The organism is Burkholderia sp. AU28863, assembly GCF_002223195.1.
Taxonomy (GTDB): domain Bacteria; phylum Pseudomonadota; class Gammaproteobacteria; order Burkholderiales; family Burkholderiaceae; genus Burkholderia; species Burkholderia sola.
In genome coordinates this window covers 1,776,975-1,798,173 of sequence record NZ_NKFE01000005.1, presented here as the reverse complement: position 1 = coordinate 1,798,173, position 21,199 = coordinate 1,776,975, and the positions used below count along the sequence as shown (strand labels likewise).

The following is a 21,199-nucleotide window of genomic DNA, read 5'->3' as shown; positions in this document are numbered from 1 at the left end:
CGACAGACGCGGCGGCACTTCAACGGCCTAGAGGAGCTCTAGCCATGCAAAACGATCCCGGCGGCTTTGCCGCGGTTCTCGCCAATCCGATTCTCAACACGGATTCGTACAAGGCTTCCCACTTCCTGCAATATCCGCCGGACGCATCGGCGATGTTCTCGTACGTCGAATCGCGCGGCGGCCGTTACGACCGAACGCTGTTCTTCGGGCTGCAGATGCTGCTGAAGGAGTATCTGTGCAAGCCGGTCACGCACGCGATGATCGACGACGCGCGCGATTTCTTCGCCGTGCACGGCGAGCCGTTCAACGAAGCCGGATGGCGTCATATCGTCGAGCACTACGACGGCTATCTGCCGGTGAAGATCCGCGCGGTGTCGGAAGGTTCGATCGTGCCGGTGCACAACGTGCTGATGACGGTCGAATGCGACGATCCGCAGGTGTTCTGGCTCGCGTCGTATCTCGAGACGATGCTGTTGCGCATCTGGTATCCGGTGACGGTGGCGACGCGCAGCTGGCATCTGCGGCAAACGATTCGCCGCTTCCTCGAAAGGACCGACGACGACCTCGCGCAACTGCCGTTCAAGCTGCACGACTTCGGCGCGCGCGGCGTGTCGAGCGCGGAATCGGCCGCGATCGGCGGCGCCGCGCACCTCGTGAGCTTCATGGGCTCGGACACGGTGCTCGGCGTGCTGGCCGCGAACCGCTTCTATCGCGAGCCGATGGCCGCCTACTCGGTGCCGGCGGCCGAGCACAGCACGATCACGTCGTGGGGGCGCGAAGGCGAGGCCGATGCGTACCGCAACATGATCAGCCGCTTCGGCTTGCCGGGCGCGATCGTATCGGTCGTATCGGACTCCTATGATCTGTTCGCCGCGCTCGATCTGTGGGGCGGCGAACTTCGGCAGGCGGTGATCGATTCGGGCGCGACGCTGGTCGTGCGTCCCGATTCCGGCGACCCGGTGACGATCGTGCTGCAAACGGTGCGGGCGCTCGACGCGTCGTTCGGGGCGACCGTGAACGGCAAGGGGCGGCGCGTGCTGAACCACGTGCGCATGATCCAGGGCGACGGTGTCGACGAGCAGTCGATCGAAGCGATCCTCGTCGCGCTCGACGATGCGGGCTATGCGGCCGGCAACGTGGTGTTCGGCATGGGCGGTGCGCTGTTGCAGCGGGTGAATCGCGATACGCAGCGCTTCGCGATGAAGTGTTCGGCCATCCGGCGCGGCGGCGTGTGGCACGACGTCCGCAAGGACCCGGTCACCGATCAGGGCAAGCGCTCGAAGCAGGGGCGGTTGACGTTGCTGCGCAATTGGCGCACCGGCGAGTATCGGACGGTGACGCTGCCGGTTGCGTGGGACGATCGTGTGCTGGAAGGCGAATGGGACGAGGCGCTCGAGACGGTGTTCGACACCGGGCGTCTGCTCGTCGATACGTCGTTCGCCGAGGTCAGGGCGAGGGCGCACGCGGGGGAGGTGTGACGCGGGCGGCGGGGTAACCCGTCGCGGGACGGCCGGCTCGCGTCACTTGCCGGCCAGCAAACGGCCGCCGGCATCCGCCGGCGCGCCGCCGCGCTCTCCCACCCGCGCCGCGTCCATCGCCCGCGCGAGCGCATCGAACACGGCGGGACCCTTGCAGCGCGACACGTTGAAGCGCAGGTACGACGTCGCGTTGCGCGACGCACTGAACACGTCGCCGGGTGCGAGCACCACGTCGTGGTCGAGCGCATGACGCGCGACGCGCGCCGCGTCGAGCCCGTCCGGCAATTGCGCCCACACGAACAACCCGCCGCGCGGCTCCGTCCAGATGCCGAGCCCGGCTCGCGCGAGGCGCCGGATCGTTTCGCCCATCGCATCCGCGAGACGCGCGCGCAGGCTGTCGAGATGGCGCCGATACGTGCCATCGATCAGCAGCCGATGCACGACGTTGGCGCCGATCTGCGCGTTGCCGAACGACGTCGCGAGCTTCAGGTCGACGAGCGCGTCGATCCATTCCGGCCGCGCGGCGACATAGCCGCAGCGGATCGCGGCCGACAGCGTCTTCGAGAAGCTGCCGATCGACACCACGCGCGACAGCCCGTCGAACGCCGCGAGCCGCGGCGCGGGCGTGCTCTCGAAATCCGCGAAGATGTCGTCCTCGACGATCAGCAGCCCGTGCTCGGCCGCGAGCGTCAGCAGCCGGTGCGCGACGGGCGGCGCGAGCGTCGCGCCGGTCGGGTTGTGCAGCGCGGCGTTGGTGATGTAGAGGCGCGGTCGATGCTCGGCGAGGACTTGCTCGAAGCGCACGAGATCGGGCCCGTTCGGCGTGAACGGCACGCTGACGATTCGTGCACGGTGCGCGCGCAGCAGCGCCTGGAAGTTGAAGTAGCACGGATCGTCGAGCACGACGGTATCGCCGGGCTCCAGCAGCAGGCGGCACACGAGGTCGAGCGCGTGCGTGCCGCCGTCGGTCAGCATGATCTGCGCGGGTTCCGCGTGAACGCCATGCTGCGCGAGCCGCCATGCGAGCTGCTGGCGCAGCGCGGGCAGGCCGAGCGGCGTCGCATAGTCGGTCAGCGCATCGGCTTCGTCGCGCGACACGGCGCGCAGCGCGCGACGCAGGCTTTCGTCGGGCAGCCACGACGACGGCAGCCACCCGCAGCCGGGCTTCACCGACGTCGGCGCCGCCTCGAGCGACTGGCGCGACAGCCATAGCGGATCGAGTTCGCGATCGAGGCGCGGGCCCAGCTCGGCGAGCGCGAGCGGCGGCGCGTGGCCCGACACGTAGAAGCCCGAACCGCGCCGGGCGACGAGCACGCCTTCGCTCGCGAGCCGCTCGTACGCATCGACGACCGTCGATTTCGACACGCCGAGCCCGTCGGCCATCATCCGGATCGACGGCACGCGCGCACCCGGCATCAGCGCGCGGCTCGCGATCCGTGCGCGCAGGGTGTCCATGACGGTTTCCACGCGCGTGCGCGACGGCGCGGGCGGAGCGGGCATCGGGGCGGAAGGGCTCATGGCGAACGATGAACTGTACGGTTGGTTGTCCAGTACAGTTTGTCTGAATTGTATTGGGCTGTAGCTTACGCCGTTTTCGCCGGCGGCGGATCATCGGTCATCCATTCTCCATTCAGGGTTGACCGTGCAAAAGACGACCGACGGATGGCTCAGCGGCATGCTGGGCGTCATCATCTTCAGTGGCTCGCTGCCCGCGACGCGGGTCGCGGTGCAAGGGCTCGACCCGTTGTTTCTCACGTTCGCCCGCGCGACGATCGCCGGCGCGCTCGGCCTGCTGCTGCTCGTCGTGCTGAAGCAGAAGCGGCCGTCGCGCGCCGAGGCCGTGTCGCTGGCCGTCGTCGCGCTCGGCGTCGTGGTCGGTTTCCCGTTGCTGACGGCGCTTGCGCTGAAGCACGTGACGTCCGCGCATGCGATCGTGTTCGTCGGGCTGCTGCCGCTCGCGACCGCGCTGTTCGGCGTGTGGCGCGGCGGCGAGCGGCCGCGGCTGCCGTTCTGGATCTTCTCGATCGTCGGCAGCGGCGCGGTGGCCGCGTTCGCGCTGCGCAACGGCGGGCAGGCGTCGGTGGTCGGCGACGCGCTGATGCTGGCCGCGATCGTCGCGTGCGGGCTCGGTTATGCGGAAGGCGCGCGCCTGTCGCGCCAGCTCGGCGGCTGGCAGGTGATCTCGTGGGCGCTCGTGCTGTCGCTGCCGCTGATGCTGCCGCTCACGTGGCTGACCTGGCCCGCGTCGTTTGACGGCGTCGATGCCGCCGCGCTGGGGGGGCTCGCGTACGTGTCGCTGTTCAGCATGTTGATCGGCTTCGTGTTCTGGTATCGCGGGCTGGCGCTCGGCGGGATCGCGGGCGTCGGCCAGTTGCAGCTGCTGCAGCCGTTCTTCGGCTTCCTGCTCGCGGCCGGGCTGCTGCACGAGACGGTGCCGCCGTCGATGGTCGTCGTGACGGTAATCGTGGTCGGCTGCGTGGCGGGCGCGAAGTACTTCTCGAAGATGGCGCCCGTGCAGCGCGCGGGGTGACGCAGACGCCGCGGCGTGCCGCGCATCGGGCCGACGTTACCCGATGCGATGGCGGCAAGCCGGTTGCGATCGACGCGCATGATCGCGATCGTGAGCCCGACGGCGAGACGCCAAGCAAAACGGCCACGCTGCCGGCAGCGGCAAGCCTGGCCGTTGGCGTTCGTCACGCCGGACGCGGGTTACTCGAACGTTTCGAGCGCGAGCAATTCGCCGATCGTCTGCCGGCGACGGATGAGCCGCGGCGCGCCGCGATCGACCAGCACTTCCGGCGCGAGCGGCCGGCTGTTGTAGTTCGAGGACATCGACGCGCCATACGCGCCGGCGTCGTGCAGGAACAGCAGGTCGCCGATCTGCGGCTGCGGGAGTTTGCGGTGCGTGACCACGCCGCCTGCGTCCTGCGTGAACACGTCGCCCGATTCGCACAGCGGCCCGGCGATCGCGAGGTCGACGAGCGGCCGGCCGGCGGGCAGCGCGCCGTCGTGCGCGTGCACCGACACCGCGTGATAGCTGCCGTACATCGACGGGCGCATCAGGTCGTTGAAGCCCGCGTCGATCAGCACGAAATCGTGCTTCGGCCGACGGTTGACGGCCTGCACCTCGGTGACGAGCGTGCCGGCTTCGGCCACCAGAAAGCGGCCCGGCTCGATCTCGATGCGCACCGGATGGCCGAGATGTCGTTCGATCCGCTTGCGCGCGGCGTCCCACTGGCTGAAGTAGTGTCCGACGTCGACGCGCGGCTCGCCGTCGCGATACGGAATCGACAGGCCGCCGCCGGCCGAGATCGCGTCGATGTCGTGGCCGAGCGACGTGACGAGATCGACCATCGCATCGCACACCTGCGACAGGTGGCCGTAGTCGACGCCCGAACCGATGTGCATGTGGACGCCGACCAGCTTCAGCCCGTACTGGCGCACGATCTCGATCGCACGCGGGACGTCGTCGATCCAGATGCCGTGCTTGCTCTGCGGGCCGCCGGTGTTGGTCTTGTTGCTGTGGCCGTGGCCGAAACCGGGGTTGACGCGCAGCCACACGCGGTGGCCGGGCGCGTGCTCGCCGATGCGCGCGAGCATGTCGAGCGAGCCTGCGTTCACGGTCACGCCGTGCTTCAGCACCGCCGCGAGCGTCGGGCGGTCGATCAGGTCGGCCGTGAACACGACGCCTTCCGGCTCGCCTGCGGGGCTGAACCCGGCCGCGAGGCTGCGCTCGATCTCGCCGAGCGACACGGCGTCGACGCATGCGCCTTCGTCGCGCATCAGCTTCAGGATATGGACGTTCGAGTTCGCCTTCTGTGCGTAGCGGATCACGTCGAACTGGCGCAGTTGGGCGATGCGGTCGCGGATGATGTCGGCGTCGTACACCCACAGCGGGGTGCCGTATTGCTGCGCGAGCGTCGCGAGCTGGCGGGAATCGAGGGACATGGCGGATGAATCGGATCGAATGAACGGATAGCCGGATGATGCGCCTGATTGGCTATACAGTAAAATGCCTGTTTATCTTCATTCGATTCATTTCTGATATATAAGATCATGCTGACGCACCGTCATATCGAGGTCTTCCGTGCGCTGATGGTCACCGGCAGCACGATCCGCGCGGCCGAGATGCTGTACACGTCGCAGCCGACGATCAGCCGCGAGCTGGCGCGGATGGAGCAGGTCGTCGGCTTTGCGTTGTTCGAACGCGCGCACGGCCGGCTGCGCCCGACGATGGCCGCGCTCACGCTGTTCGACGACGTGCGGCTCGCGTATGTGGGGCTCGAACGGGTCGCGGCGACGGCCGCGCGCCTGCGCGAGTTTCGCGACGGGCAACTGTCGGTGATCGCGTTGCCGGCGTTCTCGCACGCGATCCTGCCCGGGGCCTGCCGGCGCTTTCACGACGCGCATGCGGGCGTCAGCGTGTCGGTCGCGACGCAGGAGTCGCCGGTGCTTGAAGAATGGCTCACTGCGCAGCGTTACGATCTCGGGCTGACCGAGCGCGACGTCGCGCCGGCCGGCACCGTGCTCGCGCCGCTGCTCGAAGTCGATGAAGTGTGCGTGCTGCCCGATGGCCATCCGCTGCTCGCGCAGGACGCGATCGACCTGCTGGATCTCGCCGATCGCCCGTTCGTGAGCCTGTCGCTGAACGATCCGTATCGCATCCTGATCGACGAGGCGTTCGCGCAGCTCGGCGTCGCGCCGCGCTCGGTGGTGGACACGCCGTCGGCCGTGTCGGTGTGTGCGTTCGTGCGGCAGGGGCTGGGGGCCGCGATCGTCAACCCGCTCACCGCGCTCGATTTCGTCGGCCGCGACCTGCACGTGCGGCCGCTGACGCGGTCGTTTCCGTACCGGGTCAGCGTGATCGTGCCCGAGCACCGGCCGAAGAACCTGCTCGTCGACGCATTCGCCGATGCGCTGCGCGCCGAAGCGAAGGCGATCCGCCGCCGGCTGGCCGCCTACCTCGGCTAGCGGTGCCGCCGTATGATGGGCGTCGCCGCCATCGCCGTCATCGCCATTTTCCGGAATCCCGTCATGACCGACGCATCGTCTTTCCTCGAACAACCGACTCTCACCGGCGCACGTGTCGTCCTGCGCCCGCTCGACGTATCCGACCGGCAGGCGCTGCTGGACGCCGCGGCCGACGGCGAGTTGTGGAACCTGACGGTCACGGTCGTGCCGGGCGCGCAGACGGTCGACGCCTACATCGACGCGGCGTTGCAGGGGCGGGCGGCCGGCACCGTGATGCCGTTCGTGATCGTCGATCGCGCGTCGGGCCGCGCCATCGGCAGCACGCGCTTCTGGAAGATCGACCGCCAGAATCGCAAGCTCGAGATCGGCCATACGTGGCTGAGCGAATCGGCGCAGCGTACGCGCGCGAATATCGAAGCGAAGCGATTGCTGCTGGCCTATGCGTTCGACACGCTGCAATGCGTGCGCGTGCAGTTCACGACGGACGAGCTGAACGAGAAATCGCGCGCGGCGATCCTGCGGCTCGGTGCGAAACAGGAGGGCATCGTGCGTCACGAACGGATCATGCCGGATGGCCGCAAGCGCAACTCGGTGCGCTTCAGCATCATCGACGACGAATGGCCGGAAGTACGGGCGCGACTCGACGCGAAGCTGGCGACGTAACGTGTGACGGATGACGCGGGGCGCTTGATGCTTCAGTCGTGCGTCGCGCCGCCGGCAGGGGAGGCGGCGGCGCGACGGCGGGGGAAACGGTGCGCCGCGCGCGATGCGCGGCGCCGCACAGGATGAATTACTGCGCCGATGCGAGGTGATGACGCTGCGCGAGCTTCTGTGCATCCGCGTAGTGCGCCTGCAGGATCGGCAGCGCCTGGCGTGCGACGTCCTTCAGCTTGGTGTCGCGGCCCGATGCGATTTCGGCCTGGAACGCCGAGATCGCCTTCTGCTGGCCGGCGAGCGCGACCTGTTCGATATACGCCTTGTCGAACTCGGCGCCGCGCAGGCTCTTGATGCTGTTCAGCACTGACGTGTCCGGGTCGTTGGCCGGCACGTCGACGCCGCGCGGGCTGGCCGCGCGCATTGCCTGGATGATCTTCGCATCGTCGGTCGACACGCGTTGCGCGAACGCCTTGACCTGGCTGTCCGACGTGCGCGAATCGGCGATGCGCGCGGCGTCGTGCTGGGTCGACACGGTCTTCGTGCCGTCGGTGATGAAGGTCTGGTCGGCTTCGTGGATGCGCGTCGTGGTCGCGGCCGGCGCCGCCGATGCGCCGGGTGCCGGTTGCGCGGTTTGCGCGGTCGCCGTCACGGCGACGAGAAGCAGGCCAGCGGCAGACAAGGCAAGGCGCGAAATATGGGGAAAGCGGTTCATGGGACCTCCTTTCGATCGGGGCTCTGGTTAAAAAACGGATCGTGCGATCCGTCGCTGTGCGAGAGACCGGGCGCGCCCGGGCCGGATTCGACTGCCGCTCTGCCGCGGCGGCGTTCGAAGTGCTTTCCGGCCCGACTGATTCTAGGAGAGCGGTCGGGTAGCAGGTGCAACCGTGCTGTGGCTTGTGTAACGGTTGGTAAGACGAATCGATGGGCACGCGCGCAGGCCGGTAGCGCGTACCTGATGCGCGTGCGGCGGTGGCAATTTTTGCGTGCGCGTGGCGCATGCAATGGATGAGATGCGCGTGCGCGTCATCGGCACTTCAGCGACGTGATGCCGTCGCGGCTGTTGCCGTGGCGGCGCGTCGGGCGAGGGGCGGTGTGTGAGCGTGGCGTGCGTGAAAGCGTTACACGCGATCGAGCAGCGCATCGAGGCGCGGCAGCAACGGCGTCGCGCAATGTGCCTGCAATGCGTCGGGTGCCGTGTAGCCCCACGCGACGCCCTGAAATGCGATATGCGCACGCCGCGCCGCGTCGGCATCGCGGATTTCGTCGCCGACGTACAGCACTTCGTCGGCGCGCACACCGGCCTCGCGGACGAGCGCACGCAGGCGGCGCGCCTTGCCGAACAGCGGAATGCCGCATGCGAAATGGTCGACGCGCGCGCCGGCGCGCGGGCCGAGCCGGTCACGCACGATCTCCTCGGTATTCGACGTGGCGATCGCGATGCGGATGCCGCGCGCGGCGAGCGCGTCGAACGTTTCGGCGACGCCGGGAAAGAGCCGCACGTGCGCGACGCGCGGCCGCATCAGGCGGCGTATGTCGATCGTCACGCGCGGCACTTTCCACATCGGCACGTCGAGCGCGCGAATGATGTCGCGCGCCGACATCCCGCGCAGCGCCGGGCGCAGTTCGGGCGTGGCGTCGTGAAAGCCGTGCAGGCGCGACGCTTCCGACAGCGCGGCGAGAAAACTGTCGAGCGAATCGGCGAGCGTGCCGTCGAAGTCGAAGGCGATGAGGCGGTAGGTCATGAAGCAGCATCTCGGGTTTATCGGCGGATGCCATTGTCGCCGAATCGAGGGTGGCAGTGCGGCTGTTCGTCCACGGCGGATTCCAGTGCCCCTTGTCCCGTACTCCACGGCGCGGTATCGTCGATGCTCCGCTTGCCGCCCCTCGAACCGGAGAACAGACGTGCCCGCAGCCACTCCCGCCACGCTGAGAATTTCCACCGACAAGCGCGAGCTCGACATCGACACGATCTTCGATTTCCTGCATCGCGACGCGTACTGGTCGCAGGGCATTCCGCGCGACGTGGTCGAGCGGGCGATCGAGGGCTCGCTGTGCTTCGGCGCGTATGTCGGCGACCGGCTCGTCGGGTTTGCGCGGCTCGTCACCGATCACGCGACGTTCGCGTATCTGTGCGACGTGTTCGTGCTGCCGGCCGAACGCGGCAACGGCTACGGCCGCGCACTGATCGACCATATATTCGCGCAGGGGATGGTGCAGCGGCTGCGCCGCATCATGCTCGTCACGACCGACGCGCACGAACTCTACCGGCCGGTCGGTTTCGGTCCTTCCGCGAACCCCGAGCGGCTGATGGAGATCCGCCGGCCCGACATCTACACGAAACGCTGACGCGGCGCAGCGCATACAATACGCGCTTTCCGTTTTTGCCGAAGAGAAGCACACCATGACCGAACAGGAAGCCGAACAGCTCGCGACGCACCGCCACTACAAGGGTGGCCTGTACCGCTACATCGGCGTTGCCCGCCATTCCGAAACCGAGGAATCGGTGGTCGTCTACGAGCATCTGTGGCCGCATGCGCGCGGGCTGTGGGTGCGCCCGGAAGCGATGTTCAACGGCAACCTCGAAGACGGCACGCCGCGTTTTCGCAAGCTGCGCGACTGAGCGGGCGGCACCGGAGCCGGTGTCTAGCCGGCGCTGCCCGGCTTGTCGTGCGGCGCCTGTTGCCGCAGCGCCATCGCAAAGAAGCGCCGGATTTCATCCATCAATTCCGCGCGGGCCGACGCGAAATCGAACGCGCGCCGGTTTTCATGCGCGTAGCGCTGGCGCCAGTCGTCGGCCGCATGCCGCGCTTCGCGTGCGCGCAGATCGTCGAGTTCGGGCGTGCGCAACGCGTGATCGGCGATCAGCGTCACGCCGTCGCGGCTGACCTCCAGCACGCCGCCCGCGACGAGCAGGCGGCGATGCTCGCCGGTCGGTGCATCGACGAGCATCACGACACCCGGCCGGATCCGCGTGAGCAGCGGCGCGTGGTGCGGGTAGATCCCCAGTTCTCCGCTTTCCCCCGGAACGACGACGAAATGCGCGTCGCCGGCATACAGCACCGCTTCCACGCTGACGATGTCGAGCCTCATCGACGTTTTCATGCGTATTCCTTCAGACCGCCGCCGCGCCGGCGACGATTTCGCACAGCTCGGTGGTGATCTGCGCCTGTCGCGTCTTCTGGTACAGGTGCCGCAGTTCGCGCAACACGCGGTCGGCATTGTCCGTCGCGGTCTGCATGCTGAACATCCGCGCGCATTGCTCGCATGCGTAGTTCTCGACGACGGCCTGATAGAGCGTCGCCTCGACGTAGCGCAGCAGCAACGTGTCGACGACCGGTTTGGGCGCGGGCTCGTACAGATAGTCGGACGCGGCCGCGCCGTCGGTCGGCGCGCCGGTGTCGAGCCCCACGATCGGCAGCATCGCATCGATGCGCGGCTCGTACGCGAGCGGGCTCGTCAGCCGGTTGTATGCGACGTGTACTTCGTCGAGCTCGCCGTTGACGAACGCGGTCAGCGGCACGAGCAGCGCACCGAGCAACTGCTCGAAGTGCGGCTCGGCGGCCAGGCCGCTCGCACGTGCGGCGATGGTCGCGCCGTGGCGCAGCAGCGGCGCGAGGCCGCGCGCCCCGATCACGCTCAGTTCGCACGCGACGCCGGCCCGGTCCCAGCGTTCGAGCGCATCCACGCATTCGACGAGCAGCCGCGCATTGAGCGGGCCGCACAGCCCGCGATCGGTGCTGACGACGATCAGGCCGACGCGGCGCACGATATCGCGTCGCGCCATCAGCGCCGATACGTGGTCGGGACGGTCGCGCAGCACGCGTTCCGCCATCGCGCCGATGCGCGCCGCGTACGGGCGGAATTCGCGCGCGCGTCGCTGCGCGCTCGCCATCTTGGTGCGCGCCATCATTTCCATCGCCTTGGTGATCTTGCGCGTGGACGAGGTACTGGCGATTTTCGAGCGGATTTCGCGTATGTGCATGTCAGGGGGGGCGTCGCGGCCATCCGGATGTCATCGTGCGGATTCATGCTATCGGGACTTCACCTGAAACAATTGACGGAAATCAAACGACTTCACCCGGTCCCGCACCAGAATCCGTTCACATGATCCTTGCGAAGGGGCAGCCGATGACCGAGTTGCGCACGCATCAGAAATACGAAGCGCTGATTGCGCGTTGTCGCGCATTGCGCCCGGTGACGGTCGCGGTCGCGCATCCCTGCGACGAGGTATCGCTGCACGCGGCGGCCGCCGCCGCGCGGGCCGGCATCATCGTGCCCGTGCTGGTCGGCCCGGTGGCGCGGATCACGATGCTCGCCGCGACGCTCGGTGTCGACCTGTCCGGCTATCGGCTCGTGGACGCGCCGCACAGTCATGCGTCGGCGGCGCGCGCCGTCGAGCTGGTGCGCGCGGGCGACGCGCAGGCGCTGATGAAGGGCAGCCTGCACACCGACGAGTTGCTGGCGGAGGTGGTGCGCGCCGACACGGGGCTGCGCACCGGGCGGCGCCTGAGCCACGTGTTCATCATGGACGTGCCGACTTACCCCAAGCCGCTGTTCATCACCGACGCGGCCGTCAATATCCGTCCGACGCTCGAACAGAAGGTCGACATCGCGCAGAACGCGATCGATCTCGCGCATGCGCTCGGCATCGCCCGGCCGAAGGTGGCGATCCTGTCGGCGGTCGAGACGGTCAGCTCGAAGCTGCCGTCGACGCTCGACGCGGCCGCGCTGTGCAAGATGGCCGAGCGCGGCCAGATCACCGGCGCGCTGCTCGACGGGCCGCTCGCGTTCGACAATGCGATCAGCCCGGAGGCCGCGCGGCTCAAGCATCTCGGTTCCGCGGTCGCGGGCGATGCGGACATCCTGCTCGTGCCCGACCTCGAGTCCGGCAACATGCTCGCGAAGGAGTTGACGTTCCTCGCGAATGCCGATGCGGCCGGCATCGTGCTCGGCGCGCGCGTGCCGGTGATCCTGACGAGTCGCGCCGACAGCGAACGCACGCGCCTGGCGAGTTGCGCGGTCGCGGCGCTCGTCGCGGCGGCGGCGCGCGCCACGGCGGCGCCCGTGGACGCGCCGGCGGTTGCGGCCGACGCACACTGACGAGGCCGCGATGCGACATCCCGTCCTGGTGCTCAACGCCGGCTCGTCGAGCCTCAAGTTCTCGGTCTACGACACGCGCGACGATCGTTCGCTCGATGCGGGCCTGCACGGACAGGTCGAGAATCTGCATGGCGCACCGCATCTGTTCGTGGCCGATGCGCACGGTGCGACGCTCGCCGATGGCCCCGTCGCGCGACCAGGGCATCAAGGCGCGATCGAGGCGCTGCACGCGTGGTTCGCGGCTCACGTCGGGCGGGAGGCCGCGTTCGACGGCGTCGGGCACCGGGTCGTGCATGGCGGCCCGTATTTCACCGCGCCGGTGCGGATCGACGCGCGCGTGCTCGATGCAATCGCGTCGCTTTCGCCGCTCGCGCCGCTGCACCAGCCGCATCACGTCGACGCGATTCGCGCGGTTGCCGCGGTTGCGCCGAACCTGCCGCAGGTCGCGTGTTTCGACACCGCGTTTCATTCGACGGTGCCGGCGCTCGAACGGGAGTTCGCATTGCCGCGCGCGCTGACCGGGCAGGGCATCGTGCGCTACGGGTTTCACGGGCTGTCGTACGAGTACATCGCGACCGCGCTCGCGGCCCTCGATCCGTCGTGGGTGCAGCAACGGACGGTCGTCGCGCACCTCGGCAACGGCGCGAGCCTGTGTGCGCTCGCGAACGGCCGCAGCGTCGCGACGACGATGGGGTTCACCGCCGTCGACGGGCTGCCGATGGGCACGCGTACGGGCGCGCTGGACCCGGGCGTGATCCTGTACCTGCAGCGTCACGCAGGCCGGTCGCTCGACGAGGTCGAGCATCTGATCTATGCCGAATCGGGCTTGCTCGGCGTGTCCGGCGTGTCGAGCGACATGCGCACGCTGCTCGCGAGCGACGCACCGTCGGCCGCGCATGCGGTCGAGCTGTTCGCCTATCGCGCGGCCCGCGAACTCGCCGCGCTGGCCGGCGTGCTCGGCGGTCTCGACACGCTCGTGTTCACGGCGGGCATCGGCGAGCACGCGCCGCCCGTGCGTGAACGGATCTGCAGTCGCGCGGCGTGGCTCGGCATCGTGCTCGACGACGCGGCGAACGCCGCCGGCCTGCCGGTGATTTCGAGCGACGCGTCGCGCGTGACGGTGCGCGTGATCCCGACCGACGAGAACCTGATGATCGCGCGGCACACGCGCCGCGTGCTGGACGACGCGACTCCTTCCACGCCGTATCCGACCCGGTGAGACTTCCGATGACAGCACGCGACACGCCTTCCCCTGCCGTCAGCGCCCCCGCGCTGCCGATTTTCTGGCCGATGGCCGCCGCCACGGCGATGTTTGCGGCCGGCTCCGAGATCGCGGCGCGCAATCTCCGCTTCCTCGCGGAAGAGGAGAAGCTCCATTTCGAAGCGCATCCGGCGCTGGCATCGGCGAACCGGCCGTTGCTGGAGCTGCGGACGATGACGTTTCGCGATTATTCGGCCGCGCCGGCGCACGGGTTGCCGACGGTCGTCGATGCGCCGTACGCGGGGCACAGCGCGATGATCGCCGACTACCAGCCGGGGCAGAGCCTGATGCAGACGCTGCGCGAGCACGGCGTGACACGTCTGTACCTGACCGACTGGCGCTCGGCCACCGAGGACATGAAGGACCTCGAGATCGACCAGTATCTGGCCGAGCTGAACGTGTGCGTCGACGAACTGGGCGGCCGCGTGAATCTCGTCGGGCTGTGTCAGGGCGGCTGGATGTCCGCGATGTATGCGGCGCGTTTCCCGCACAAGGTCGCGAGCCTCGTGCTGGCCGGCTCGCCGATCGACACCGACGCGGGCGACGGCCCGATCAAGCGGATGGTGCACACGTATCCGACGTCGTTCTACGAGGAACTCGTCACGATGGGCGGCGGGCTGATGCGCGGGCGCTTCATGTTGCGCGGCTGGAAGAACATGCATCCCGACCAGCACTATCTCGCCGAGCACGTCGACCTGTACGAGCATCTCGACGATCCCGAATACCTGCGCAAGCGCGAGGTGTTCGCGAACTGGTACGAAAGCCCGATCGACCTGCCGGGGCGCTGGTACCTGCAGGCGATCGTGCAGATCTTCAAGGAGAACCGGCTCGCGAAGGGCACGTTCGTCGCGCTCGGGCGCACGCTCGACCTGAAGGACGTCGCGTGCCCGACCTATCTGCTCGCCGGCGAGGCCGACGACATCACGACGCCGGAGCAGGTGTTCGGGGCGCGCGATCTTCTCGGGACGCCCGCGTCGCGGATCGAGAGCCGGCTCGTGCCGGGCGGCCATATCGGCCTGTTCATGGGGACGCGCACGCTGACGACGGTGTGGCCCGACATCGCGCGATGGATCGCGGCGCAGCGCTAGATCGACACGGGGGCGACATGACGTTGCGACACAAGCGGGGGCTCGTCGTCGGCATCGCGAACGAACAGAGCATCGCGTGGGGATGCGCGCGCGCGTTTTGCCGGGCCGGCGCCACGCTCGCGGTGACCTGGCAGTCGGACAAGACCTTGCCGCACGTCGAGCCGCTGTTCGCGCAACTCGACGCGCCGATCCGGATGCCGCTCGACGTCGGGCAGCCCGACCAGATGGCGGCGGTGTTCGATGCGATCGCGGCGCAATGGGGCGAGATCGACTTCGTGCTGCATTCGATCGCGTATGCACCGAAGGCCGATCTGCAGGGCCGCGTGGTCGACAGTTCGCCGGCAGGCTTCTCGTTGGCGATGGACACCTCTTGCCATTCGTTCATCCGGATGGCGAGGCTCGCCGAGCCGCTGATGACGCGCGGCGGGAGCCTGATGGCGATGAGCTATCTCGGCGCGGAGCAGGTCGTCGCGAACTACGGGGTGATGGGGCCGGTCAAGGCGGCGCTCGAAGCGAGCGTGCGGTACCTGGCGGCCGAACTCGGCGGCGCGGGCATTCGCGTCAACGCGATTTCTCCGGGCGTGCTGCCGACGCGCGCGGCGTCGGGCCTGCCGGACTTCGGCCGGCTGCTCGACGACACCGCGCGCCGGGCCCCGCTGCATCACACGCTGGATATCGACGACGTCGGCGCGTTCTGCGCGTTTCTCGCCAGCGACGGCGCACGGGCGATCACGGGCGGCACGCACTATATCGACGCCGGCATGCACATGCTCTAGCGCGCCGGCGGCACGCGGTGTTCAGGCTCGCGCGAATGCCTGCACGAGGGCCGGCGGCGCGTGGGCGACCGTGACCTCCGGCGTGCCGTGCCACGCCGCGAGTTTCTTCACGGCTTTCGCGACGTCGGCCGCGAGCCCGGTGCCGAACCGCACGCCCGGCTCGACATGCACGGCCTTCAGCTCGAACGTGCCGAGCGTGCGATGCGCTTTCGCATCGACGCGGCCCACCAGCCGGCCGCGATGCAGCACGGGCAGGCAGAAATAGCCGTAGCGCCGCTTGTGCTCGGGCGTATAGCACTCGATCGTGTAGTCGAAACCGAACAGCGTCGACGCGCGCCGCCGGTCCCACACGACCGGGTCGAACGGCGACAGCAGCGTCGTGACCGTCGAGCGCAGCGTGTCGGCAGCAGCCGCCGGCAGCAGCGCGTCGAGCGAGCGATGCACGTAGGCCGGTTCCTTCCAGTCGTCGATCCGCACCGGAATCAGGTCGCCGGCCTCGGCGAGCTGCTCCAGTTCCGCGCGGTACGAACGGCGCGGCAGCCGATAGTAGTCGGCCACCCAGTCCGCGCGCACGACGCCGAGCGCGCGGCACGTGTAGTCGAGCAGCGCAGGCAGCACCGCATCGCGCGGCGGCAGGTCGCGCGTATCGTCCCAGTCGGGCAGCACGCGTTCGCGCACGTCGTACACGCGCTGGAAATTGCGGCGCTCCGACACCATCAGGTCACCCGTCGTGAACAGCACTTCCAGGTGACGTTTCTCGGGCTTGCGATCCCACCAGCCGTTGCCCTTCACACCATCCTCGCGCGCGAAATCGGCCGACCGCACCGGGCCTTGCTCGCGAATCCGCGCAAGCAGCCGTTCGATCTCCGGACGATTCTGCTCGTGCCATTCGGCCGCATATTTCCAGCCCATCCCCGACGGATCGAGCATCTTGTAGCGCATCAGCCCGAACTGCTCGATCGGCAGGAAACACGCTTCGTGCGACCAGTATTCGAACAGGCGCGCCTCGGCGAGATGTTCGTCGAGCCAGTGCGGCGGGAAATCGCCGAGGCGGCTGAACAGCACGAGATACGGGCTGCGTGCGACGACGTGGATGGTGTCGATCTGCAACTGCGCCATCCGGCGGATCGTGTCGAGCACGTCGGACTTGGTCGCCTTGCGGCGCGGCGGGGTGAGCAGGCCCTGTGCGGCGAGATGGAGGGCGCGGGCGGCGGCGGGCGAGAGCGTGAGCATCGGCGGGACGGTCGAGGGTGGCGATCGGGAGCCACTTTAGCGCGAAAGCGGCGCGCGCGTGCGACGTGCGGCTGCAACGCGTCTGACAATGGTTGACAGATGCGTTTTGCAAGTTTCCCTATAGTGCAGTTCATGGCGCGACGATCAATGCGCGCAATGATTCCGCTTCCGACGCACATATGTCCATGGCACGCAGGAAGCGAATCCGGGATTCCCGACCCCCATCGGGAGACCCGGAGCCCTGAGCGGACATCCATGCGGCTGTGCACCGGCCCCGTGTGGATGTCCGCTGATTTTTTTGCTTTTCCGGTTTTTCATCCGTCGCCGCGCGACGGGTCATGCCGCGGCGCCGGCCGCTTATGCCCGCTTGCCGCGCGCGACTTCGTCGCCGGCGCCGGGCGGCAGCCGCCGCGTGATCGGAATCGACGCGAACGAGCACAGCCCGACCACCAGGAACGCGGGCCAGAAATCCGACCACATCATCGTCTGGTGACCCTGGAGCCAGTGCGACACGTGCAGCACGAGGCCGGCCACCGTCACGCCGAGGCCGAGCGACATCTGCTGCACGACGCTGCCGAGGCTCGTCGCGCGGCCTGCGTCGCGCGGCGAGATGTCCGCGTAAATCATCGAATTCAGGCTCGTGAACTGCAGCGCGGGGAAGATGCCGCCGACGAGCACGATCAGCCAGATCGCCCAGGTCGCCATGCCGGGATGGAACACGCCGTACGCGGCGATCGCGAGGCCCGCGAATGCCGCGTTGTAGATCAGCACCGTGCGAAAACCGAAGCGGCGCAGCGTATGCGTGGCGGTCGAGCGGCTGACCGCGCCGCCGAGCGCGGACGCGCACGTGATGAGCCCCGAGTGGAACGCGCTCATGCCGAGCCCTTCCTGCAGCGCGAGCGGCAGCAGGAACGGCACCGCACCAAGCCCGATGCGGAACAGCGAGCCGCCGACGACGCTCGCGTGGTACGTCGGGATCTTCAGGAAACTGAGGTCGAGCACCGGGCGCGCCTTGCGGCGCGCGTATGGCACGTACAGCGCGAGCATCGCGGCGCCGGCCGCGCACATGATGATGGCGTTCGAGCGCGACGTGAGCGCACCGTCGATCAGCGTGAGACCCATCAGCAGCATCGCGGCGCCGCTGGCCGACAGCAGGAAGCCGAACCAGTCGAGCGGGCCCGGGTCGGGCTCGTGCGTGTTCGCGATGTGCTTGCTGGCGAGGTAGATCCCGTAGATGCCGATCGGCACGTTGATGAAGAAGATCATCCGCCAGTGCAGGTAGGTCGTGATGAAGCCGCCGACGAGCGGCCCGACCGTGGGCCCGAACAGCGCGGGAATCGCGAGGTAGTTCATCGCGCGCACGAGATCGGCGCGCGGCACCGCGCGGAAGATGATGATGCGGCCGACCGGGACCATCATCGCGCCGCCGACGCCCTGGATGAAGCGCGCGAACGTGAGCACGCCCAGAGAGTTGGACGCCGCGCACATCAGCGAGCCGACGACGAAGATGCCGATCGCGGTGCGGAACACGGCGCGCGCGCTGAAGCGGTCGGCGAGCCAGCCGCAGATCGGGATGAACACGCCGAGACCGACCACGTAGGCCGTGATCGCGATGTTCAGTGTGACGGGGTTGTGCCCGAAGTCCCTCGCCATCGCAGGCAGGGCGGTGACGATGATGTTCGCGTCGACGCTTTCCATGAACAACGCACAGGCAACGATGAGCGGTGCTAGAAAGACGGGCGACATGGGCAGGGCGCGCGGTAAAGACGCCATTATGCCCACAATGTGACCGTTGCGTCACGTACGACAACAGTTGTTCCGCATGTTGCAACAGTCGTCTTTTCCGGCGGGTGGCGCGGAAAGGACGACCGCGCACGTGCGAGCGTGCGCTCCTCTCCTGGGCGATGAACAACGCAGCATCGTCGTAGCGATGCGCACGCGTCTTCGATGCGAGGCAGGAGGCCGACACGGTGATCGCCGAACCGCGTGTCGTACGGTACGTCGAGCGCGCGTTCGAGTCGGAATTCGCGACGAGGGATCGACGCCGGCCCGGTCACGTCGATTCCTTTTGACGGCGTGGCCGTGCGTTTCTAGAATATGAGCACTTGCTCACATTCTAAAGCCGCCTTATCGTCATGTCCGAATCGTCGTCGCGCATTCCGCTGTCGCCGCGCAAGGCGCCGCGCCAACGCCGCTCGGTGGCCACCGTCGACGCGATCGTCGAGGCTGCCGCCCGCATCCTGGAGCGCGACGGCTTCGACGGTTACACGACGAACGCGGTGGCCGCGCTGGCCGGCGTGAGCATCGGCTCGCTCTATCAATATTTTCCGAACCGCGATGCGCTGACGGCCGCGCTCGTCGAGCGCGAGAGCGCGCATCTGCTCGACGACGTCGACCGGGCCGCCGCGCTGTCGTCCTGCGACGACGTGCTGCGCACGCTGGTGCGCGGGGCCGTCGCGCACCAGATGCGCCGGCCGGTGCTCGCGCGGCTGATCGATTTCGAGGAGGCGCGCTTGCCGCTCGGCGCGCGCACCGCGCGCGTCGCGGACCGCATCCACGCGACCTTGCTGCATGCGCTCGGGCTGCGCGATGCGCCACGCGTCGCTGCACCCGACGTCGTCGCGCACGATCTGCTCGCGATCGTGAAGGGCATCGTCGATGCGGCGGGTGCGCGCGGCGAGACCGATGCGGAGGCGCTCGAAGCGCGTGCGTGGCGAGCGGTACGCGGCTATCTCCGCGAGTCGCGCGAATCGAAACTTGCTTGACACGCATGTTTCGTGCGACAGTCAGGCCCATTCGCACCACAACATGACGCGTATCGATCGAAGGCCATCGAGACGAACGCGCGCGCGAACGAGACCTCGTGCCGATCCACTCACCATTCGAAAGGAGGGGACACGCCATGACGTCACGTCGTGCCGCACCGCTTGCATCTCGCTTTCCGTCGCGTCAGTCGCCGCCCGCGCCGCGTCCGCGCTGGGCGGCCGCACTGGCCATCGCCTATCTCGCCGTCGCCGGCTGCGCCGCGCAGGCCGACAATGCGCACCAGGCCGCCGCGCAAACGGCCAGCCAGGCCGCGTTGCCGGCCACCTCCGCCGCCGCGCCCGCATCCGGCACGCTGCTGCCGCCGCCGAGCCAGCTCTACGGCGACCTGTTCGTCGCGGTGCAAACCGCGCAGCTCTATCCCGACCAGAAGACCTTCGTCGACGCCACGCCCGATACCGATCCCGCGACGATCGTGCAGTTGTATCAGCAACAGAAATCGCAGCCGGGCTTCTCGTTGAAGGCGTTCGTCGACCAGCACTTCACGCCGCCCCCGGAAGGCGGCGTGACGCCGCCGCCCAACCAGACGCTGCGCCAGCATATCGACTGGCTGTGGCCGCAGCTCACGCGCACGAGCACCACGGCGCCCCCGAACAGTTCGCTGATTCCGCTGCCGAAGCCGTACGTCGTGCCGGGCGGCCGCTTCCGCGAGGGCTACTACTGGGACACCTATTTCACGATGCTCGGGCTGCAGGTGTCGGGGCGCGAGGATCTCGTCGACGACATGCTCGACAACTTCGCATACCTGATCGATACGATCGGCCACGTCCCGAACGGCAATCGCACGTACTACGCGAGCCGCTCGCAGCCGCCGTTCTTCGCGTACATGGTCACGCTCGCCGCGCGGGTCGAAGGCGACAAGGTCTACCAGAAATACCTGCCGGCGCTCCGCAAGGAGCACGCGTACTGGATGCAGGGCGAAACCACGACGCCGCGCGGGCAGGCGACGCGCAACGTGGTCGCGATGCCCGACGGCGCCGTGCTGAACCGCTACTGGGATGCGCGCGACACGCCGCGCGACGAGTCGTATCTCGAGGACGTGACGACCGCGAAATCGGTGCCGTCCCGTCCGGCGAACGAGGTGTACCGCGACCTGCGCGCGGGCGCCGAAAGCGGCTGGGACTACAGCTCGCGCTGGTTCGGCGACGGCAAGACGCTCGCGACGATCCGCACGACGTCGATCGTGCCGGTCGACCTGAACAGCCTGATGTTCCATCTCGAGACGACGATCGTGAAGGGCTGCGCGGTCACGCGCGACATCGCCTGCGTGGCCGATTTTTCAGCGCGCGCGGGGCGGCGTGCGGCCGCGATCAATCACTACCTGTGGAACCGTCGCGGCTATTACGGCGACTATGACTGGCAGTTGCGCAAGCCGCGCGACGGCGTGACGGCGGCCGCGCTGTATCCGCTGTTCGCGGGTGTCGCATGGCCGGAGCGCGCGAAGGCGACCGCGCGCGAAGTGCGCAAGACGCTGCTGCAGCCGGGCGGCCTCGCGACGACGACCGAGAACACGGGCCAGCAGTGGGATGCGCCGAACGGCTGGGCGCCGCTGCAGTGGATTGCGATCGACGGGCTGCGCCGTTACGGCGAAGCGGCGCTCGCGAAGGACATCGGCACGCGTTTCCTGTCCGACGTGAAGCAGGTGTACGCGGCCGAAGGCAAGCTCGTCGAGAAGTACGTGGTCGAGGGCAGCGGCACGGGCGGCGGCGGGGGCGGCGAATATCCGTTGCAGGACGGCTTCGGCTGGACCAACGGCGTCACGCTGAAGCTGCTGGGGCTGTACGGCGAGTAACGCACGGCGGCGCGGGCCGC

At 68.4% G+C, this 21,199-nt stretch carries 20 protein-coding genes; 12 read left to right on the top strand and 8 right to left on the bottom strand.

Annotation, left to right across the window (positions count from 1 at the left end):
• Positions 1-44 precede the first annotated feature (44 nt).
• The gene (locus CFB81_RS24685) at positions 45-1,478 is read left to right on the top strand and encodes a nicotinate phosphoribosyltransferase (protein WP_089436836.1); all 1,434 of its coding nucleotides are present in this window, start codon (positions 45-47) and stop codon (positions 1,476-1,478) included.
• Positions 1,479-1,520: 42 nt separating this feature from the next.
• On the opposite strand, the gene CFB81_RS24680 is transcribed toward CFB81_RS24685, so the two are convergent.
• On the bottom strand, positions 1,521-2,996 hold the full coding sequence (locus CFB81_RS24680; RefSeq protein ID WP_089436835.1) for a PLP-dependent aminotransferase family protein: 1,476 nt from the start codon (positions 2,994-2,996) through the stop codon (positions 1,521-1,523).
• A gap of 124 nt (positions 2,997-3,120) precedes the next feature.
• Here CFB81_RS24680 and CFB81_RS24675 point away from each other — a divergent pair, with 124 nt between their 5' ends.
• A complete protein-coding gene (locus CFB81_RS24675) occupies positions 3,121-4,008 on the top strand; it encodes a DMT family transporter (RefSeq protein WP_089437128.1) in 888 nt (295 codons plus the stop codon).
• 179 nt (positions 4,009-4,187) lie between these two features.
• On the opposite strand, the gene lysA is transcribed toward CFB81_RS24675, so the two are convergent.
• Entirely contained in the window at positions 4,188-5,426 is a 1,239-nt protein-coding gene (lysA, locus tag CFB81_RS24670) for a diaminopimelate decarboxylase (protein ID WP_089436834.1), read from the bottom strand.
• Positions 5,427-5,534: 108 nt separating this feature from the next.
• On the opposite strand from lysA, the gene CFB81_RS24665 reads away from it, so the two are divergent.
• Positions 5,535-6,449 (top strand): LysR family transcriptional regulator, encoded by a 915-nt coding sequence (locus CFB81_RS24665; RefSeq protein WP_089436833.1) that lies wholly within the window; start codon positions 5,535-5,537, stop codon positions 6,447-6,449.
• 63 nt (positions 6,450-6,512) lie between these two features.
• The gene (locus CFB81_RS24660) at positions 6,513-7,112 is read left to right on the top strand and encodes a GNAT family N-acetyltransferase (protein ID WP_089437127.1); all 600 of its coding nucleotides are present in this window, start codon (positions 6,513-6,515) and stop codon (positions 7,110-7,112) included.
• A 127-nt stretch (positions 7,113-7,239) separates the two neighbouring features.
• Here the strand turns inward: CFB81_RS24660 and CFB81_RS24655 are convergent, their stop codons facing one another.
• Positions 7,240-7,818, bottom strand: a complete 579-nt coding sequence (locus tag CFB81_RS24655; protein ID WP_089436832.1) for a DUF4142 domain-containing protein — start codon at positions 7,816-7,818, stop codon at positions 7,240-7,242.
• A gap of 406 nt (positions 7,819-8,224) precedes the next feature.
• The gene (locus CFB81_RS24650; RefSeq protein WP_089436831.1) at positions 8,225-8,848 is read right to left on the bottom strand and encodes an HAD hydrolase-like protein; all 624 of its coding nucleotides are present in this window, start codon (positions 8,846-8,848) and stop codon (positions 8,225-8,227) included.
• Positions 8,849-9,008: 160 nt separating this feature from the next.
• Here CFB81_RS24650 and CFB81_RS24645 point away from each other — a divergent pair, with 160 nt between their 5' ends.
• A complete protein-coding gene (locus tag CFB81_RS24645) occupies positions 9,009-9,452 on the top strand; it encodes a GNAT family N-acetyltransferase (RefSeq protein WP_089436830.1) in 444 nt (147 codons plus the stop codon).
• A 55-nt stretch (positions 9,453-9,507) separates the two neighbouring features.
• Positions 9,508-9,726: a DUF1653 domain-containing protein gene (locus CFB81_RS24640; protein ID WP_006480837.1), complete on the top strand. Its 219-nt coding sequence runs from the start codon at positions 9,508-9,510 to the stop codon at positions 9,724-9,726.
• Between the two features lie 23 nt (positions 9,727-9,749).
• Here the strand turns inward: CFB81_RS24640 and atpC are convergent, their stop codons facing one another.
• Positions 9,750-10,208, bottom strand: coding sequence for an ATP synthase F1 subunit epsilon (gene atpC, locus CFB81_RS24635; protein WP_089436829.1), 459 nt, complete (start codon positions 10,206-10,208; stop codon positions 9,750-9,752).
• 10 nt (positions 10,209-10,218) lie between these two features.
• On the bottom strand, positions 10,219-11,088 hold the full coding sequence (gene atpG / locus CFB81_RS24630) for an ATP synthase F1 subunit gamma (protein WP_089436828.1): 870 nt from the start codon (positions 11,086-11,088) through the stop codon (positions 10,219-10,221).
• 35 nt (positions 11,089-11,123) lie between these two features.
• Between atpG and CFB81_RS24625 the strand changes: the two genes are divergently transcribed.
• From CFB81_RS24625 to fabI, 4 genes are read left to right on the top strand one after another with little or no spacing between them, the layout of a single operon-like run.
• A complete protein-coding gene (locus tag CFB81_RS24625; RefSeq protein ID WP_256976313.1) occupies positions 11,124-12,206 on the top strand; it encodes a phosphate acetyltransferase in 1,083 nt (360 codons plus the stop codon).
• Between the two features lie 10 nt (positions 12,207-12,216).
• On the top strand, positions 12,217-13,425 hold the full coding sequence (locus CFB81_RS24620; RefSeq protein ID WP_089436826.1) for an acetate/propionate family kinase: 1,209 nt from the start codon (positions 12,217-12,219) through the stop codon (positions 13,423-13,425).
• An 8-nt stretch (positions 13,426-13,433) separates the two neighbouring features.
• A complete protein-coding gene (locus CFB81_RS24615) occupies positions 13,434-14,555 on the top strand; it encodes an alpha/beta fold hydrolase (protein WP_089436825.1) in 1,122 nt (373 codons plus the stop codon).
• Positions 14,556-14,572: 17 nt separating this feature from the next.
• On the top strand, positions 14,573-15,331 hold the full coding sequence (gene fabI, locus CFB81_RS24610) for an enoyl-ACP reductase FabI (protein ID WP_089436824.1): 759 nt from the start codon (positions 14,573-14,575) through the stop codon (positions 15,329-15,331).
• Between the two features lie 21 nt (positions 15,332-15,352).
• On the opposite strand, the gene CFB81_RS24605 is transcribed toward fabI, so the two are convergent.
• Entirely contained in the window at positions 15,353-16,564 is a 1,212-nt protein-coding gene (locus CFB81_RS24605; protein WP_069617285.1) for a winged helix-turn-helix domain-containing protein, read from the bottom strand.
• 357 nt (positions 16,565-16,921) lie between these two features.
• Positions 16,922-18,310, bottom strand: coding sequence for an MFS transporter (locus CFB81_RS24600; RefSeq protein WP_069617284.1), 1,389 nt, complete (start codon positions 18,308-18,310; stop codon positions 16,922-16,924).
• 389 nt (positions 18,311-18,699) lie between these two features.
• On the opposite strand from CFB81_RS24600, the gene CFB81_RS24590 reads away from it, so the two are divergent.
• Positions 18,700-19,329: a TetR/AcrR family transcriptional regulator gene (locus CFB81_RS24590; protein ID WP_069617283.1), complete on the top strand. Its 630-nt coding sequence runs from the start codon at positions 18,700-18,702 to the stop codon at positions 19,327-19,329.
• Positions 19,330-19,466: 137 nt separating this feature from the next.
• Positions 19,467-21,179, top strand: coding sequence for an alpha,alpha-trehalase TreA (gene treA / locus CFB81_RS24585; RefSeq protein ID WP_089436822.1), 1,713 nt, complete (start codon positions 19,467-19,469; stop codon positions 21,177-21,179).
• Positions 21,180-21,199: the final 20 nt, after the last annotated feature.